This is a genomic window from Anditalea andensis (assembly GCF_000714815.1).
Classification (GTDB): domain Bacteria; phylum Bacteroidota; class Bacteroidia; order Cytophagales; family Cyclobacteriaceae; genus Anditalea; species Anditalea andensis.
This window is the reverse complement of sequence record NZ_JMIH01000052.1, coordinates 1-19,299: the sequence shown is the minus strand read 5'-3', so window position 1 is coordinate 19,299 and position 19,299 is coordinate 1. Positions and strand designations below refer to the sequence as shown.

Genomic DNA, 19,299 nt, shown 5'->3' with positions numbered 1-19,299 from the left:
ATATGTCTTAATTATTGGACTGCATAGTTAATTTCATAGGTCTCTAATATATTGTTATCCTTATCTCTGATGGTCTTAAGCCTTCCAAAAGCATCGTATTCATAGTACACTATTATGCCGTTGGGATCCGTCTTGCTGGTCATGCCGACTAAAGGATCATAGGTATAGGTGGTCATCATGGCATCCAGTGGATGTAATCTGAGCTCATCTACAATTATACTGCTTCCAGAGATGGTCAAGCTTGCGGACGTGATTGTTTTCTCCACCCACTTCCAGGTTGTACCCAACGATTCGATCTGGCCTCCAACATTCACTGAACCTGTCCCTGAAACTGTCTTTGCCCAAAACCCCACAAGGTAGGGGTCGGTAGTAGATGCTGTAATTCCCGACTTGGTGATCGGGCCGGTGCTTAGATTATAGCCCCTTGTACCTGTTTTGAAGGTGGTTACAGGGGTACCGGTGTAAGTCCAACCGCCTTTTTCTGCTGTTTCGAATGAGGAAAATGAAATTTCGCTGTAGGCTGCATTTGTAGCTTCGGCAACAGGATATTGCCCATCATATCCCCAATAATATGCTAAAGTCATAGTATTTTCTTTAACGTTTTCAAGAGGCTTGGAAAAGGAATTCACTAGATTTGTCCTATATTTTTCTTTATAATGTACCGGAATGTTTACAAAATTATATTTACTGGAAAATAAAAAACTATTCCTATCAGCATCCATAATTTTACTCAAGAAAAAATAATCCTGTCCGGCTTCCTGATGCGGTCTTGAACCATATATAAAGGTCTTTGCATCAATCATACTCAAAGCCCCATTACGATCGGAATATTTAATTTGCTCTATTGGCAAATTAACCATGTTTCTATTCAACAATTTTGATAATAAAGGAGAGCCTTGGGAATTTGAATGATAATCACCGGGATAAAAAACCTGCTGTACCAGTTTAACATTATCACTATTCGTAGTAGAAATTTTTGATGTCTTAAAATTGGATAAGGAGTAGGAATATTCGCTAACCGTAATAATTTCATTATCATTATGACGCTCAATATTCTTCTCTGTTTTTAATAAATAAGCATCGGTCCGTAAAGGATAGGTAACATGTGAAACACCGGAATATAGGTTCTCATTTGAAGCGGAATAGTTCTTAATATGGTGGGAGGAAACTTTTACACCATAATATTCATATACAGAACTAGGTATTACCTCAAAGGTATTAACTTTGCTTTTAACCAATTCGGAAATGCCCCCCTGAAGTCTATAATGTGATTCTTCCAACAATAAACCTCTCTTCCAATCTTGGGGAGAATAGGGAGGATACGGAAAAGATGTCTCTGAATTTAGATCGTTGATAAGACTATATCTGAAAGTGCTTTTACCCACACTGCCATTTAAGTCTTTGGTGATTGAAACATATCTGTAGCCCACAGAAGACCCCTTGGTGTTCAGAAGCGGATAGTTAGAGGCCTCTTCGTAAACTGTATAAGAACATGTTTGATCCGCAGTCCATCCTGATCCGGTGCTTATGGTCAAATCTCTTGAGTAATCTGCCAGATTACCAATAATCCCGCTGGACAAATTTGTAGACGGATCAATATAAGAATAATATATATTCTGGGAATTTGAAGCCTCGGAGGAATGATTAATTTGCCGAATCCTAAGTCCCGGACCTACAGAAATCTGTGAACCGTTATCAAACTGATTCCCTTCGTAAACAAAAGTAGAAGTACCTCCTGTGGGATATTCAATATGGTTTAACAATGTCTCTTGGGCAAAAGAAGGCACAATAGATTTATCAGCCCCGACCCAAACATTGTTTTCCATATAACTTACGGATGTAAGCTGATTGTTTTTCCCATTAAAATATCCCCATCGATCCTTCGAATGGGAGTTCCTGTAGGGCAGCCCATTTACATTAATATATCGAAATTTATAGGCCGGAATTCTTGTGGATCCACTGAGCTCCACCAAAGAATCAAGTCTTAACCGAGAAGCATCATATGCTGTGAAGATTGTAGGTGAGTTTTTTCCAACTAAATTATTTTGAAAGTAACTGTGATACAGCGAATATTTTTTGATAATTCCGCTATCTCTTTTTATTTCTATATCTGAAAGTCTGGCATCGCCCTTAAGATCCTGCCTTTCCTGATTGCTATATTTAAACTCAACCGAACCATTCTTAAATTCAATTCTGACCAGCCTTTTTGCGGACACTTGGTTAGACATATAATATTGTTCTATCTGTTTCACACACGGCCCTGCCATTGTGCTGTTAGGAACAAGGACTCTCTCTGCAGATTTAGAAATGAAATTTAACTGAGGGCTATCATAGAAAAAATTCACCACATTACCTCGGCTATCTTCCATTTCTGTTAAATACCATGATGAAATATCATTATAGTCACCTGATGTCGAAGATGACAGAGACATACTTGACGTGAATTCCCTATCTTTAAATTTATATCTGATCCCTATTCCATCAGTGACTATCCAGTTAAACCCTTGGATATTCTCTTCTATTTTAAGGTTATTGTCTCTGGGCATGACAACCCATTGTCCCGAAGCTCCTTTAAATGCCTTACAACTTATCCCCGGTAAATTAAAATAATACAAGTCTGGTTCTGAATCAATCTGACCTGCATAAACCCCTAAGATATAATCCCTTCTTGTTGCATAATTTTGATCATTCAAGAATTGATTTAAGCCAACATGAAACATTGATTGGTCCGGTAACCCCCGTGCTGATCTAGTAATGATTCCCCCGGCCTCCATAGTCCAGCCCAGCCCTTCTCTGGAAGCAACTTCATCTACTTTATTACCCCCGCTATGATATTTTAGCTTAACATCAATATTAATATCTCCTTTATTAATATGGAAAATAGGAATACTTATATCAGGTATACCCGTATAATTATCAACAGGTGATTCAGTATATCTACTAAGGGAGGCAGCCTCAGGAGAAACAGGCAACACCGAAGTAAATCCTTCGATCATTTTGTTTTGGGAAATTTGCCCATAAACAGTTACAGTAGAAATAAAAAGCAACGAAAAAACCAGACTGGAAACACTCTTCCTTTTTTTTCCGACAAAATGACAAACATTCATATTATAACATAATTAAAACAAAACTTGTGGAACAAACAATCACTTATAATTAATCCATTTGGACTTAATATAAATTAAAAAGGGACTACTTCCTTTTTGGCATAAATATCTTTTTACGCATTAAATATAATGGCTTAACCCACCTTAAAGCATATAAAACCTATCCTTAAAATTTTTTTACATTTTTAGTCAATAAACTAACTAATATCTATTTTAAAATTAAAAATCTTAGTTCCCAACCCCCACCCTCATCACCCAGGGACTGTTGTACAAAGGATTCTCCCGGTAGTGAAAATTATACAGCAGCAGTACCTGGCCTTGGGCTTTCCCTTTGAGCCTGAAGCGTTTTTGTATCCCTGTCAACAGACTGCCATGCCATTCTTGGACTGCCTGTCCGGCATCTGGCCTCATACTGCTTTTCAACCCTTCATATTCCCCGTGCAGAAAAAGGTTTTTAAATAACAGGTGGTTGGCAAAGCCCCTAAACCCCATCACATTGGGCTCCTTTATCCATTGGGGTAAGTCTTTGGTTGCTACCCTTATCCTATAAGTCCCGCCCATGCCCATATCAAAATTTCTGTTCATCCTGTATCCGATCTCAGGGTTCAGGTCCAGGTTGGTGTTCCTGTCTACGTGCAGCTGAAAAGTACCTCCAAAGACCAGTCGGTTCATCAAGGGTTCACCCTTAAGGGAATTCACTTTGGTTGCTGTAGAAAGGTCATTTGAATCTACCACCTCTGCATATTTTTTCTTCAGGACGGCTACTTCCTCCTGAGCTGCCTGAAGAACGTTATGTTTGCCCGCAAAATGGTCCACTCCCTGTGCCTTGGAAAGGTTGGCCATACCGTCATTGCCAAAGTTTGCTTTCAAATTTGAATGCGCCTTTTGGAATTTCTCCAGTTCTTTATTCTGAAAACCACCCGGGAGACCTGGTGTCTTTTCGTTAACTATCTCCCTGGAAATGCTTTCCAGTTTCTTTTCATATTCCACGGATAGCTCCTGTTTCCTCTGCTTCACCCTATAATTGATCTCATCCCGATCCAGAGAATCAATAGCCGATAGACTATCCCGGTAAACCTTTAAGGTTTTCCTATGGGAACCGATTTCTCTTTTTAAGTTGGCATATTTTGACAAATATTCCTTCCCTTCCAATTTTTCCCGTTTCATGGATATAGATTGGTTTTTAGCCAACATTTCGGATTTGTCCCAACCCGAAATTTGCTGAAGCATATACAGGGTATCGGTATAGACATAGTGCTCTTCTTGTGCTTTAATCAGTTGCTTTATGGAATCAGACGGAATTCTGAGCTTTAAACTATCAGCATGCCCTAAGCTGTCTTTAATAGTATGGTAATCCCTTTTTCTCTGTTTAATATATATTGCATTTTCTTTTTGGACCTGTCTATAATCCTTCGCCCTGTCCCCGACCTGTTTCGCTGACTGTTTGATCCGTCCATCAAACAACTTAACATCGTAGTGTTGGGCTTCCACACAAATGGAGACTATCGAGAACAATATTAATAAAACCGACTTTTTCAATGGATTATAAGATAATTTATGATGTCCTAATTAAGCTTTTATTAGTATATAGTAGCTTTTTTCGCTAGCAAAAAATCGAGTTCTCGCTGTTGCTTTTCTATCAATTGTGATTGCGCTTCTATCGCCTTTTGTTGATGGAGCAGATAGAGGGTGATCTCCTCTACCTTCTCCAGTAGTTTCTGGTTTAGTTCCAACAAATTCACTCCTTCTTCACTATACTCTTTCTCTGACTTAAATCCAGGAAGATGTCCCTTTTGGTCTATAAAAGATTTCACTTCATCCAGTGACATCAGTTCATAGTCTCTTTCAAAAACATAATCGGGCCAGTTAGTCGCTTCTACTTTGATTTCCTTTGCCCTTACAATACCATTGACTTCAAATTTATGGGTTGGATTTTCAATACCTACCCCTACATTCCCTCCATTAGGAGCAATAATTACCTTTTGTAAATGGCTGTACCCTCCACCATCAGTTATATAGGCAGCTATAATATCCTTAATCGCTGATCCAAGACCGTCTCCGTGTGTTTCTTTAAATGACCAATTTGTTTTATTCTTATTCCTTCCAAAAATGATATCCGATGACCACCAATACATAGCGTTGGCATCTGATTTTGAAGGATTTCTAAAGTTTATGTATTGTTTGTCAAACAAATCATTTCCTCCACCTATCCAAATGAGCGCATTGGCAGGCAAACCGTGAGTGAAGTAAGGTCCATTGGACACGTGGAAATGGCTTTGAGGGTTAGACAGTCCTATTCCTATCATATCCATACTATAAGAAATTCCTGAGCCGGGAATACCAAACTGCCCTTTGGAATAAAAAGAAATGAGTAAGCAAAAAACAATAAGTAAAGTATGTTTCATGAGTTCTATAATAAAGAAACCTTTTTATAAATATTTAAAGCTGGGTTATTGTATAGATAAGCTTTCCATTTTGGCTTGTAGCTGAATGAGGTGAAGCGTTAATTCTTCAATCTTTTTTAAAAGGAGCGCATTCATTTCACCAAGATTAATTCCTGAATCCTGAACCTCTTTTTCTGAAGGAATACCTGGCAAATGTTTATGTTGGTGGATAAATTCTGCCACATCTTTAAGGTCCATTAAATCATAATCAGCTTCAAAAACATAATCCGGCCAGTTGGAGGCTTCTACTTTGATCTCCTTTGCCCTTATGGTGCCGTTTACTTCAAACTTGTGAGTCGGGTTTGACATCCCTACCCCTACGTTACCTCCATTTTGGGCGAGGACTATTTTTTCTAAATGACTATAACCTCCCAGATCTATTATCCATGCTGCTATAATATCTTTAGTAGCTGATCCCAACCCATTTTCATGAGTCTCTTTAAATGCCCAGCTAGTTTTGTTTTTGTTCCTTCCGAATAAGATATCCGTAGACCACCAGAACATACCGTTGGCATCTGTCGTGGATGGGTTTCTAAAATTTATATATTGGTTATCAAAAAAATCATTTCCTCCTCCTACCCACATTACCGCATTGGCCGCTACCCCCCTACTTATATCTGGACCATTGGATACATGTAATTTACTTTTAGGGTTAGATATACCTATACCCAAATTATTTAATGTATAAGTGGCACCTGGAGTAGGATTTACAAACTGTCCCATCGAATAAAATGAAAAGAAAAAACTGAAAATGATAAGTAAAAGGTGCTTCATATTAATTTTAATTATATAGGTTTCTGTTTATTCGTTAAGTTATCCACCTGATTTTGCAGGTTGATGATATGCAGTGTCAGCTCTTCTATTTTTTTGAGCAGTAGCGCATTCATTTCCCCTAAATAAATCCCAGATTCCCGCACCTCCTGCTCGGAGGGGATGCCCGGTAAATGTCTGTGCTTTTCTATATAGGCAGCAGTCGTCTTTAAATCCAGCAGTTCATATCCGGGATCAAAAACGTAGTCGGGCCAATTATTGGCTTCTACTTTAATTTCCTTGGCACGTACGGTCCCATTTACCTCTAATTTGTTTGATGGATTAGTCGACCCAATTCCCACATTGCCTTCAGTGGTGATCCGCATCCTTTCATTGTTATTATTTGTAGTAAAAGAAATGAATCCGCCAGTAATGGTCCACCCTCTATGAAATCTGATAGCGGTGTTTTTAATAACATCATAATCTATCCCAAATTCTCCAACAATAGCATTTTGGGCATTGGAAGTTCTATCTTGACTAGAAACCAATCTAAAATTCAGGTCATTACCTCTCCCAAGGATGGCTGTTTGATGGGTCCCGTGAGAATAAATATCTATTTGAGCATTAGGTGTAGTGGTACCCAACCCCATATTACCCGTAGAAGGAAATATATTCTGGGCAATGGTATTGTAGCTCAGAAAAAGCATTAATATCAATACAATATATTTCATATTTTATGTTTTTTTCAGAGGTATTATAATATCACGCAAGTGGACCTGACACTATATTTAAACATCCAAGTATGTTACGTTTTCTTCATGCTCGATACACCATTTATATAATTATGTGTTTAATCTACCTTTTGATATTCCTCTTTTAATTTCAAAATCTCTCTTTCTAAATAGCATATATTATCGTCGCTTTTTTCAATTAACTCTTCTAAAAGCTGAATTCTAGTTTGTTGAGAAATGGTGTATAAAACCAGTTCTTCTATCTTTTTCAGTAAAAGGGCATTCATTTCCCCCAATAGTAATCCTGAATTCTGGACAGTTATTTCTGAGGGAATACCAGGCAAATGTTTGTGAATCTGTATATAATCTGAAACATCCTTCAAGTCCATCAATTCATAATTTGGCTCAAATACATAATCCGGCCAGTTGGTGGCCTCTACTTTGATTTCTTTTGCCCGGATAGTACCGTTGACGTCCAGTTTAGATGTGGGTGCAGATGTACCTATACCTACATTTCCATTATTTTTGATCCTTATTCTTTCTTTGTCATAGTCAGTGTGAATAGATAAATCATGATTAGACTCTGTACCAATGACACCTTTAGGTCCATCCCCCCAAGAATAATGGGCATATATGCCAACTTTTACCCCCTTGTTTTGGGAAGATATCAAAAGTTTAGAATGTTGGCCTCCGTTGATTTCCACAACTCTATGCCATCCCTGATCATTGCTAGGTAATAAAGTACCAATTCCTACATGCCCAAGACTGGTAATATTAAATGTGTTTACCCAATTTGGTGAATTATGTCTGGAGTCAATTGAAAAAGTAGTATATCCACCAATATCCATATTTGAGATTCTATGGCCAAAGCCAGATCCCCATTCTGATGTAGTCCATGTAATATCCCTTCCATAACCTGAAATACCCGAAAGGCTATTAAATTTTAGGTCCTGACCTAACAAAGGGTTTTTATAAATAAATATTAACGCAAAAAGAATAATAGCACAATACCACTCTTTGTAATTTATATGGCAAACCAAATTAAATTCCCTATCATTATTTTCCATTTATAGAGGAGTTTAAGTCATTGATTTCTTTTTGTTGTTCTATTAAATAAAGCGTTAACTCCTCAATTTTTAATAATAATAATCTATTCATTTCTCCTAAAAACAATCCTGAATCCAGAATTTCCATTTCTGAAGGAACTCCAGGTAAATGTTTGTTTTTATGAACAAAATCTTCAACTTCTTGAAGACTCATCAATTCGTATTCAGAACCAAAAACATAATCCGGCCAATTATTGGCTTCTACCTTGATTTCTTTTGCTCGTACGGTTCCGTTTACCTCTAATTTGTTCGATGGGTCTAATAATCCAATCCCCACATTGCCTTCTGTGGTGATCCGCATCCGTTCATTGTTGTTATTGGTAGTAAAAGAAATGAATCCGCCAGTAATGGTCCAACCTCTATGAAATCTGATAGCGGTGTTTTTAATAACATCGTAATCCAATCCAAATTCTCCTACAATTGCATTTTGGGCATTGGAAGTTCTATCTTGACTAGAAACCAATCTAAAATTTATATCATTGCCTCTACCCAGTATGGCAGTCTGTCTTGTATCATGCGTATAGATATCTAGAAAACTATTGGGAGTAACTGTTCCTATCCCCACATTTCCCGAACCTGGAAATGTATTGCTTTGGGCAGTTATATTTTGGATATGACAGCCCTGATAGATTACTATCAATATTAGAATCTTTAAATATTTAAAATGGATTTTCATAATACATTCTTGGTTCTCCCCGTATTCCTTATTTGTAAGATAAAAGATCGAAAATGGTATGCTGTTCTATTGGCAGGAAGATTTATTCCAGTATTATTTGCAGATAATATTTGAATAGATATTATTACCAATAAACATAAAACATCAGGTTTATGCTATATTCATTTTTTTTATATAAAACACTATAAAATAAAGACTTTTATCAAAAGTAACCACTTAACCCTATGAAAAAGGTTAATGATAATATAAAGCGAAAACGAATGGTTATATTTAATTAAAAAACCTTTAAAACTAAACCAAAACATAAAACTTTATACAAAACGCATAGTTTATTATACGAAAAAATTATCCATTTATCTAAAAGGGGTCTATTAAAAAACACCCTGAATAATTTTCTGATAGTTATGAAATAAAAAAATAATTTAAAAACAAATCAGTTAAAAAATTTAGGTAAATGAGTAAATAAAAATTTTATACACAAACACACCCATTTAACCATACAATATATTGGCATCAATTTTATTCCTATTCAATTCAAAATATTATATAAATTTGAATATATTTAAATTATCACTATTACAATATTAATATTTTATTATTTTTTAAAAAATTATTTCAATACATATAAAAAATCAATCAAAATAATCCCTTTTAAATAAAAATATTAATTACTTGATTTATATTTTCTAATGGTATTATTGCCGAATAAAAAATAATCGGTCCATTTATTTTAATCATCTATAACAAATTTGCCACTGTCCATATTATCATGAAAAATTTAATCCTTATATTACCATTTATATTATTTTCCAATTTTGTAATGGGGCAATTCCAAACCTCCCCTCCCGGGACTACTTACACCCTGAATAATGTAGGGATTGGACTGGTCAACCCCAAAAACAAACTGCATATAGCCAGTACTCCTTATTTACATTATGGATCCCCAGCCAATGCTTTATTGTGGATCGGTGGGGGAAACGATAATTTCACCAATCAGTACATAAACTTCCGCAACCCTTCTACCGGAGATATAAACGACATGCACTGGTGGTCTGCAGATATAATCTTTGGCAGAACAAAAAACAGAGCGCATTGGTCATTTAAAGAAACCCACGGGCTGGGATTGGGAAATGCTACAAAAGACATTATAGCTGCTTATATATCCGATGGAAGCGGTTATAGCAATTTGCAGAAAATCGTAATGGCCCCTAACGGGGGGAATGTCGGAATAGGAACAACCAACCCCATAGCCACACTGTCGGTAGAGGGCAATATATTTGCTAAAGAAGTCAAGATCAAAACCAATATCTCAGTCCCAGATTATGTCTTTGAACAGGATTACCTCCTGATCAGTCTGGAAGAAACGGAAGCCTATATACAGCAATACAAGCACCTCCCTGAAATCCCATCCGCAGCTGTAATAGCCTCTGAGGGGCTGGATGTGGCAGAAATGAACCTGCTATTATTAAAAAAAATTGAGGAACTGACGCTACATTTAATTGATCAGAACAAAAAAATGGAATTGCTATCAACAGAAATAATACAGTTGAAAACCCCTAACGCCAGAACTAACCCTCCAATTCCTGATTAATCAAGCTGAGAAATTTTATTCTTTCTACATTGATTGATACTTATAATTAAATAGTGAAAGCCAAAAGTGCAACAGCCGTAAGTATTCCAAAATTCCAAGTGAGGTACAGTTCTCCTAATATTCAATTCCGGAGCCAGACTACCCTTTCGTTGGTCACGATTATTCGGGGTATAGGGGATTTGCCATCCCCTGATGGATTAGATACCTTATTAACAGAGACGGGGATTACAAATCCCCCCACCCCTATTCACTTCGTTTATCGGGACCACCTAAAAAGGTGGTCTGGGTTCGAGATTATAAATCTCGAACAGCAGCGACAGCAGCGAACAGCATTTATGGAATCATTCTTTTCTTTTCCTGACTCTTTTGAAGGTGGTCCAGCTGAACTGGAGCAAATCACCAACATCTCTGATCTTTAACATAGAGGCAGCCTGTTTGTATGTGGTGAGAAAGGCATCGTATCTTTCCTTGTTGGGTAAACTCAACACCGATGAAAAAGAGGCCTCCCTGATAAACAGGTAATTATTAATATGGGCGGATAAGGCATTCAGTTCGGGGTGCGACTTGAGAAGTCTGATCTCATCAGCATATGCTAATTCCACCACCCTGACTTGCGTATAGGCTACGAATTTTAGCCCAGAAGGCTTCCGTTCCTTCATGGATGAAAGGTCTACAGCAACATCCCCCGCTTCATACACCCTGTATGGTTTCCAAACCGAATCTCCCCTCTCCCGATAAGCCACTACCAATCCTTCAAGAACCAGCCGGCTTTTCTTTTCAACTGTTTCCGGCTTTTTAAGCACTGAACCTGCTGGATAGCGATGATCAGTGAGATATGTGGTTAAACTTCCCCAATCTATATCATCCAATTTGATAGACTGTTTTGGAAATAAAGAGATGACGTGAGCGCTGAATTGACGGATTAATTTTAAAAATTCTTCCTCCATTATTTCCCCCGATTATATCCTAACCTAAAAATTAAATTGATTTTTTGTAAAACACAAGAGGTCAACGCATAAAGGCCCAAATGGGCTCTTAAAAGTTAAGATTACGCATTATTTTTATCCAAAAATAAATTATGGCTACATGGAACACTTAGAAGACAACCGGCAAAAGGTGCCGGAAATATTTTCCTGGCTGTTGGTCCTGCTGTTTGCCTATACAGCGGTCAATAAATTCCTGGATTATGAAGGCACCAAAGCGGCACTTTATAATCAGGTCTTCCCAATATGGATGGCTGACATCCTGCTGATAGCCGTTCCGGGGGCAGAACTGCTCCTGGCACTGATGCTGTGCATTCCGGCATATAGGAAATGGGGCTTTCTGGGGAGCATTATCCTAATGGGAGCATTTACAGGATACGTAGGACTGGTCATCACGGGTCTATTTGACCGGATTCCCTGCTCCTGTGGCGGTGTGCTTCAAGCGATGAGCTGGCCACAGCATTTGCTGTTCAACCTCTTTTTCTTGGGAATTTCATTCATAGGCTACCTGATTGAAAGAAACGCATTGGCCAGGGCCCAAATGGGCCTTTTTAAAGCCAAAAATACTAAAGGCCCAAATGGGCCCTAATCATTAAATTATAATGCCGAAATTAGATGTATAATATATTGAAAACAAGACTAATAGTTATTATAACATTGGCGCAAAAGCAGCACTAGGGGCAATGAGGTAAAATGGGCATTTGAAATTACAAGAAAAAATCAACCGGTCCGTGAAGCTACCAGGTAGCTGCCGGACAGCAGCAGGGGGCAAAAAAAACCGGCCGTCCCTCTCGGAAGGCGCATATATCTCCCCGGCCAGGAAGATATGCCAAAACGACCGGTAATCTTTAACTAACAAACAATAAAGCTATGAAAAAACATGCTTTAATCCTCCTACGCGGAGGAGTATTTTCGTTGGGTGCTGTACTGGCTTTCGCCTTTACGGAACCAATTACTCAACAGACTGTTTGGGGTGAAGACCCCGAAATTGGAGTAAGGCAGGTAACATTGGGTAGCGGTGAATATAGGTGTGATCAGGCAACTGTTCAGTGTCTATATTCAGATCAGGCTATGCAAAATCCCCTGCCCAATTCTGAAGGTCAATTTATTTATCTGGGACCATCAGGTAAATAATAGTAATGAGGCTGTCACACAGACAGCCTCTCTTTTTATGGATATAATTATTTGTTTCTAAAATCAATATTTGTAAACCGATTTTTTTTTCGAACCAGAATCTACCTAAAACTAAATTCTTCCAACGGTACCGGGAAAATAAAATTCTCAGGAGATACCGCAAACCTGAAAGTTTCTCCTTCTACTTCCCTTGTCAGTTCAGCCTTATCAGTGGCTCCCCTTTTCAGATCACTCCATCTAAGTCCTCTGAATATTAATTCTTTTCTCCGCTCAGTCAAAATCAACCCAAGTATATCATCCACGTTGCCTTTGTCTTGAAAACTACTGTTTTTATATCTGTTCCTTAATAGTAAATTTAAATCCCCCAATGCATTGACGTCATCTCCCCTTCTACTTCTACATTCGGCCCGGATCAAATATACCTCCCCCACTGTCAGTCCGCTGAAATAATTCCAGTTACCCGAAAAACTCCCCCTAAAATTTACAGCCCCGTTATTTCTGACAATGAAATACATGGTCTTGCGTAAGTCCTCTATATCATAAGACTGATATAACATGGTGTCCACCCGAGTTTCCTGATTGGTTTCAAAACCTATAAGGGAAACCGTCACGGCATGATAGATTACTTCTTCATTTGCCACAGGAATAGGGTACATACCACTGCCCTGCAAAACATTCAGGTCAATCATGGCTTCATTTATTTTTAGGACCTCATCTGCATGGTTTTCTGCTCTTTCATAATCATTTATACTCAAATATATCCGTGCCAACAAAGCATGGGCAGCTGCCTTGGATGGCTGACTTTTATACCTGGGTACCATTGGCAAAAGCTCCAATGCCTCATACAGATCACCAAAAATATGATCATACGTTTCCTGTAAACTGGCAAATGGTGGAAAATGGTTTACATCCGGTGAAAGTGGTAAGGGAATTCCAATTGATGTTGTTCCCGGGTAGTAGTAACCAGCAAAATTCTGTGCCAAATTATAGAAGGCGAATGCCCTGCAAAATTTAGCTGAACCAATTACCCTATCAATACCGGTATTTGGAACTTGACCCTCCCCAGACAGGGATCGGGCTTTATCCAGCACAATATTGGAATAAAATACCTGGCGGTAAGGCCATATCCATTCACTGGGGTTAACTTCATCTTCAAAAACGTTGGATAAATTTCTTTTATAAGCCTGCTGAACCATATTTCTGCCATATGATATCCAACCAGCATTGCTGGTAAAATATTCATCAGCCGCTACTATATCCAATCCAGGTGTGACGTTGAAAATAGAGACATTGTCCAGCAATGCCTGCAGTTCTTCTATCGACTCAGCAGTAGACAATCCTTTGTTGGGCTTTGCATCCAAAAACTCTTCGCATCCCAGCATCACTCCGGCCGCTAAAATCAATATTGATAGAGACGTATATTTTTTCATAAGTAAAGGCAGTTAAATGTATTTAAGATTAATCAATGGTGCCATGGGGTTAAAAATCAAACCTTATCCCTGCTGCAATGCTCCTCAATGGCCTCATTGTTCTAAAATCAGGATCCAAGGGATCATCGGAAGCCTTCCAAAGAATGCCCAGGTTATTAGCGTAGGTATAAATTTCCGCGTTTTTAAAAGGAAGACCCGGAAATTTGGATCTAGACAGTGTGTACCCCATCCTGATATCCTGCAACCTGAAATGGTCTCCCTTTTCCACTAAAATGTCAGAATATCTATAAAAATTATTCCGTTGGTTATTGTTGGTCAACGGCATACTGGGCACAGAGGTGATAAGTTCGTCGCCGGGCTGCTGCCATCTACGCGAATAATCTGAATGCCCTCCTCCCCCTGTGAGGACAGTGGAATAATTTATTGATTCCCGTCTATAATAATAGCCTAATCTATAAGAGATATTTACTGAAAGAGAAAATCCTTTCCATGCAAAAGTATTTCTCAACGCCCCAAAGGATGTTGGCCGTCTGGAACCGTGATATTGTAAGGTTTCCGGATCTGTGTTACTAAAAATTGCAGCGTAATTGCTGCTTACTTCTCCGTCGACATACCCTAAAGGGTTTCCTGTATCCGGATCCAGCCCTTCCCAGGGAAGGCTATATATGGCAAACAGTGGCCTTCCTTCCAAAGGTATCATCACCCCGTCTGACTGGGCCAGATAATTCAGAACGGTCCCCTTGTAATAGTAGTCCGTTACTTTTTCATTTATATAGCTGTACAGTAGCGATGTCTGCCACTGAAATGTCCCTATCAGGTTTCTTGAATTCAGTTCGATATCCAATCCGCGGCCAGAGGTTCCCGATGTATTTCCCCTGAACCGCACCAATCCGGTAGAGGGTGGTAGTGGCGCATCACCTATCAGGTCTTCTCCGTTTTTCATATAAAACTCAATGACCCCGCCCAGCCTACCGTTTTGGCTTTCAAAATCGGTTCCTATATTGAGGATCCTGATCTGTTCCCATCTCAACAATGGATTTGCCGGATTGATGATCTGGCCCCCAAGTTCGCCTGCAGGAATATCAAATTGCAGGTTGGTATAATACTGGACAGTAGTCAATGCCGATAGGGATTTGTCTATGTTTCCGTTCACGCCATAGGAGGCCCTAAATTTCAGGTAGGGTAAAAATCCTGACTTATAAAAATCTTCTCCACTTACCGTCCAGGCACCTCCTGCAGACCATAGCGGCACGCCCTTTCTGTTGGTTTCCACACCGAATATATTGGAGGCATCCCTTCTTGCACTTATTGACAGGTTATACTTCCTTTTATAAGAATAACCTGCATTGAAATAATAGGACACAAACCTATCTGTATTTCCTCCATGCTGGGCCCCATGTGAAATTGATGCAGGGGAGCCGCTGTGGAAAAGGTTAAACCGGCTTATCGGATCTACCGGTCTGCTGATGCCCAGATCATCGTCATATCCATAATAACGCATCGCATTCATGGATGACTGTAGATCTTTGATCTCATATCCGGCAACAGCGTTTAGCTCATGCCCTCCCTCCATTTCATTTTCATACCTCAGTTGTCCGCGAAGGCTGTGGCTAAATGCCCGGTTCTGCATTAAATCCAGTATCCCTCCTTCCGGAATGGGTCTGGATAGCGAGCCATCCACTCCCACTTGGGTAAATTGGTTTATTAAATCCCGTGTAAAGAACAGGTCCTGCCCCCGTAAATTGGTTCCAATACCGCTGTTCTGCCAATATTGATACAACACTTCGGCAGATAGGCCATTGGTAATGTTATACCCTGCAGATACATTTGCTCTGTAATCATCATTAACGTTCCGGTTTTGTAACCTTCCTATTTCATTTAGGGGGATATAGCGCCAGTCCAACAGGCCATTGACCTGTTCGCTGTTCACAAATCGGAGGTTGTACCGCTGAAGTATCGGGGCAGGACTTCCATCCATTCCCGTAAGAGATTCATAGATATAATACTGGTTGGGAATTTCTGTCGTTAGGTCTCTTTCCTGACGGGCATAGTATAGGCCAACGTTGACATTTAACCTGTCCTTTAGCAGCAGCCATTGGTTTTGCATGCCGAGTGTAATCCTGTTGTTGTTGTTTCCCCTTATGTTTTCTGCATTTTTGTCCAAACCCACAGAGTAATTGTACCTATGTTGCTTTGTGCCGCCGGAAACATTCAATGCATGCTGTTGATTCACCTGTGCCCTATGGTAAAATTGCATCAGGTCTTTGCGGATATCATTTGACCTGTATGCCTGTATCCGCTCTTGGGCCTGCTGTGAACTGATGGCCCCGTCCCTTTCAGCTATCAAGGTCTCTACTATCGGCGGGAGTACGGGCCGGTTGGCCGAATTCTCCTGGCCCAAAAAGCTTCCCCTTTCAAATAGCAGTCTATCCACATCGATTCTGTCTCCGGGTGACATGATGGGCTCATAAAACAGATCAGGTTTTTCTATGATGTTTATATTTGTATGGAAGCTGACCTTTGGGACTGATGCGCTTCCCTTCTTCGTGGTTATTACGATGACACCGTTACCGGCCCTCGCCCCCCAGATGGAGGCAGCTGCGGCATCCCGTAAAACGGTGATGGATTCCACATCATTCGGGTTGATGTTTTCCAAAGGCCCGTCATATGGAAAATTATCGATGACTATAAGTGGGCTGGTATTGGCAAACAGGGTACTACGGCCACGTATGCTCAAAGGGTCCCCGGCAGGGCCTGCCCTGTTAAAAACCAGACCGGATGTGACATCTTCAAGCCTGTCCAGCAGATGGGTACTTACCCTCCTATTGACCAGCTCCTGATCAATATGGACAAAGGAACCTGTTGCGCGCTCCCTTGGCAGCTGTTGGTATCCTGTGGAAACCACCTCTACCTCTCCCATGGATATGCCAGATGGCTGCAGATCAAAGGTCTGCTCCAAAGCCTGGGGAACAGTAACCTGTATTTCCAGCGTGTCATAACCGATGTAGGTCATCAGGAGTAAATGGTCTCCTTCATTTAAATCAAGGGAAAAAACTCCTTCCCTGTTGGCTACTGAATATACATCTCTATCCAGTACTTTTATCAGGGCACCCTGAAGCGGCTCACCGGAAACCATGTCTCTGACTCTTCCACTGAAGGAATGTTCAATTGATTGGGCATACCCTTCTCCTATCAGGACAAGAAGCAGGCTTAGCAGTATATATTTTCTCATAGAACTTTTGTTTTGATAAAAAATGGATCTTGAAAACTTGATTACAATACACCGGAAATATCTTCCTTAAGCTTGGTGAAAGTCGGGTTGTAGTATCCATGGTTAATTATGTAACCGTCACGGTCAATCAGCATGACATGGGGAAAGGCATTGATATTGTAACTTTCCAAGAGCTCATGTTTCCCCCCTGCTTTCCCTGTATTCAGGTGAATGGCTCCGGGAGGGGTGTATTTTCCACTTTCCAGGCTTTTTTTCCACTGTTCTTCTTTTTGGTCAACGGAGATGGATACCATTACAAATTCCGGATCGGACTGAAAATATTCTGAGATAGGGACCAAGTGGTTTTGGTTCAGGATAACACAGGCACCACAACCCGTAAACCAATAGTCTACCAGTATCACCTTCCCTTTAAAATCCCCCAGTGATACCATTTCCCCGTACTCGTTGGGTAGACTGAAATCAAGTGCTTTTTTTCCTGCCGCCTGCCTTTCGTACAAATCACGAAGGATAGATCCCATCGCAGGATCTTCCACCAGTTCCAGGCCCTTCAGGACCGCTTCCGGGCCTTCCTTCATCACCACAAATCTTTCCAAAAAATGGCCGGTCACCACCCTGTCCCTCAAGGCGCCTTGCCGAAGTCCGGCCACCAGTTCAATGAAGGGGGTTCCTGTTAGCATTTCTTCTGCTTTCAGGGTGGCATTGATGAGCATCACATATTGATAGGCATCCTTAAGATGGGCATTGTCCTGCTCAAGTTTTAAAAACCGACTTATTTCCTGTTGGAACATTTCCTGTAGATCCGCCATCAAAAAATCGGATATGGTGTCTGCCTTTATTTCGGATATGGCATTGACAAATCTTCTTGCCACCCTATATCGGTCCCTGGATAAATAATTAGCCTTTAAGATCTGTGCAGAAGAATTACTTAATTTGTTTTTATATCTGTCCAGCACGGATAAATATTCTCCATCATCCAATTTGAGTATTCCGTTTTTAAGAGAGCTGACAACATCACTATGGCTCAGAAGTATTTCCGGATGTCTTCCAAAATCTGCCAATGTTTGCTGTAACAGGGAGTCCAAAGTAGCATCCAGTGGGGCTGAATTTTGAAAATTATATGTCTTGGGTCGCTCCAGTTCCCTTTTTAACCCTATTTTCTCCAGTTCTGCCTGACACTGGAACTTATCACCTGAAGGACCTCCAAATACTATGGTATTGGTCATCCTGTCGATTCTAAGCATTATACTGTCACCTGGTTCTACTAGATATGCTTCCAAAAAAAGGCTTTTTCCACTGGATAAATTAATATAACCTGGCCCTTGGATATCAGTTATGATCAACTCGAATAGCCTGTCAACTTTGGGCTGAACATTGTTAAAAAAATTACCCTTATGGGTCTTTATCCCAAATTTTCTGGGAATGGGATTAGGGCTGTTAGGAGTAAAGAGATTTTCCCAAAACGCTATCTCTATATCTTCTACCGGTTCAAAATCCCTTATCTCCCCATACACCACCACCGGTGCCCCCTCCGCAGCGGAAGGGACTGGGGGGTGACCGGCAACTTTCTGCCCGTATAAATCCTTCCCGAAAAGGCATAGCAGTGCCAGGAAGAAAAAGATGTTTCTTTTTTTCATAGTGTGTTATTTAGAAATTATCGGTATTGTATTACTCTATTTGCAATTAGAAAGTACCGCCCCACGGGTTGGTCGGTTTGGTTTCCTGGGGTTTATCGTTAACCAGTGAGGAAAATTGTGGGGCGGGTTTTCAATTGTTTGGTTGTTATGTCATGGTTGATGAATGATGATTGATAGATAAGGGTTCATGGTTTATAATAACATCAACCCCCGTACGTCACCTCGACCGGAACGAAGTGCAGTGGAGAGGTCTCTTATACGGATCTCAACGCACGTCACTTCGAGCTTGCGGAGAAGTCTCAGGTACAGACCATATATTTTTACCTATATTAACCCGTCAGAGTAGCTTCACACTTTTTTTCTTTTGTCACTTTTTGCTTAACCAAAAAGTAACCAAAAAGTCAAGGCCTTTAGATCGTACTTCAAACCTTCTAATCCGTTTAGGTTTTATGTTTTCGGACAGGTTTGATTTTGCTGAACT

General features: G+C 39.9%; 14 protein-coding genes. 3 read left to right on the top strand and 11 right to left on the bottom strand.

Annotation, left to right across the window (positions count from 1 at the left end):
* Nucleotides 1-11: 11 nt before the first annotated feature.
* The 7 genes from EL17_RS22280 to EL17_RS22955 form a co-directional block, all read right to left on the bottom strand.
* Nucleotides 12-3,107, bottom strand: coding sequence for an RHS repeat domain-containing protein (locus tag EL17_RS22280; protein ID WP_035079981.1), 3,096 nt, complete (start codon nucleotides 3,105-3,107; stop codon nucleotides 12-14).
* Between the two features lie 228 nt (nucleotides 3,108-3,335).
* Nucleotides 3,336-4,646, bottom strand: a complete 1,311-nt coding sequence (locus tag EL17_RS22275) for a hypothetical protein (protein ID WP_205623615.1) — start codon at nucleotides 4,644-4,646, stop codon at nucleotides 3,336-3,338.
* 41 nt (nucleotides 4,647-4,687) lie between these two features.
* Entirely contained in the window at nucleotides 4,688-5,512 is an 825-nt protein-coding gene (locus tag EL17_RS22975; protein ID WP_051720379.1) for a hypothetical protein, read from the bottom strand.
* Between the two features lie 45 nt (nucleotides 5,513-5,557).
* Nucleotides 5,558-6,325: a hypothetical protein gene (locus EL17_RS22970; RefSeq protein ID WP_051720376.1), complete on the bottom strand. Its 768-nt coding sequence runs from the start codon at nucleotides 6,323-6,325 to the stop codon at nucleotides 5,558-5,560.
* 11 nt (nucleotides 6,326-6,336) lie between these two features.
* The gene (locus EL17_RS22965; RefSeq protein WP_051720374.1) at nucleotides 6,337-7,032 is read right to left on the bottom strand and encodes a hypothetical protein; all 696 of its coding nucleotides are present in this window, start codon (nucleotides 7,030-7,032) and stop codon (nucleotides 6,337-6,339) included.
* Between the two features lie 119 nt (nucleotides 7,033-7,151).
* Nucleotides 7,152-8,099 carry a hypothetical protein gene (locus EL17_RS22960; RefSeq protein WP_051720372.1) on the bottom strand — a complete coding sequence of 316 codons (948 nt, stop codon included), beginning with the start codon at nucleotides 8,097-8,099 and terminating at the stop codon, nucleotides 7,152-7,154.
* Nucleotides 8,089-8,814, bottom strand: a complete 726-nt coding sequence (locus EL17_RS22955; protein WP_051720370.1) for a hypothetical protein — start codon at nucleotides 8,812-8,814, stop codon at nucleotides 8,089-8,091. Before EL17_RS22955 ends, EL17_RS22960 begins: the two co-directional genes overlap by 11 nt.
* Before the next feature lie 769 nt (nucleotides 8,815-9,583).
* Between EL17_RS22955 and EL17_RS22950 the strand changes: the two genes are divergently transcribed.
* Complete coding sequence (locus EL17_RS22950; protein WP_051720368.1) at nucleotides 9,584-10,405, top strand: hypothetical protein; 822 nt, start codon at nucleotides 9,584-9,586, stop codon at nucleotides 10,403-10,405.
* 341 nt (nucleotides 10,406-10,746) lie between these two features.
* On the opposite strand, the gene EL17_RS22240 is transcribed toward EL17_RS22950, so the two are convergent.
* The gene (locus EL17_RS22240) at nucleotides 10,747-11,352 is read right to left on the bottom strand and encodes a cyclic nucleotide-binding domain-containing protein (RefSeq protein ID WP_035079975.1); all 606 of its coding nucleotides are present in this window, start codon (nucleotides 11,350-11,352) and stop codon (nucleotides 10,747-10,749) included.
* 139 nt (nucleotides 11,353-11,491) lie between these two features.
* Here EL17_RS22240 and EL17_RS22235 point away from each other — a divergent pair, with 139 nt between their 5' ends.
* Both EL17_RS22235 and EL17_RS22230 read left to right on the top strand, forming a co-directional pair.
* Entirely contained in the window at nucleotides 11,492-11,977 is a 486-nt protein-coding gene (locus tag EL17_RS22235; RefSeq protein WP_051720365.1) for a MauE/DoxX family redox-associated membrane protein, read from the top strand.
* Between the two features lie 281 nt (nucleotides 11,978-12,258).
* A complete protein-coding gene (locus tag EL17_RS22230; RefSeq protein WP_035079973.1) occupies nucleotides 12,259-12,522 on the top strand; it encodes a hypothetical protein in 264 nt (87 codons plus the stop codon).
* A 101-nt stretch (nucleotides 12,523-12,623) separates the two neighbouring features.
* Here the strand turns inward: EL17_RS22230 and EL17_RS22225 are convergent, their stop codons facing one another.
* The 3 genes from EL17_RS22225 to EL17_RS22215 are packed head-to-tail and all read right to left on the bottom strand — an operon-like array spanning nucleotide 12,624 to nucleotide 18,818.
* The gene (locus tag EL17_RS22225) at nucleotides 12,624-13,952 is read right to left on the bottom strand and encodes a RagB/SusD family nutrient uptake outer membrane protein (RefSeq protein ID WP_035079970.1); all 1,329 of its coding nucleotides are present in this window, start codon (nucleotides 13,950-13,952) and stop codon (nucleotides 12,624-12,626) included.
* A 49-nt stretch (nucleotides 13,953-14,001) separates the two neighbouring features.
* Nucleotides 14,002-17,184 carry a SusC/RagA family TonB-linked outer membrane protein gene (locus EL17_RS22220; protein WP_051720364.1) on the bottom strand — a complete coding sequence of 1,061 codons (3,183 nt, stop codon included), beginning with the start codon at nucleotides 17,182-17,184 and terminating at the stop codon, nucleotides 14,002-14,004.
* Between the two features lie 41 nt (nucleotides 17,185-17,225).
* Nucleotides 17,226-18,818 carry a TlpA family protein disulfide reductase gene (locus EL17_RS22215; RefSeq protein WP_035079964.1) on the bottom strand — a complete coding sequence of 531 codons (1,593 nt, stop codon included), beginning with the start codon at nucleotides 18,816-18,818 and terminating at the stop codon, nucleotides 17,226-17,228.
* Between the last annotated feature and the right edge of the window lie 481 nt (nucleotides 18,819-19,299).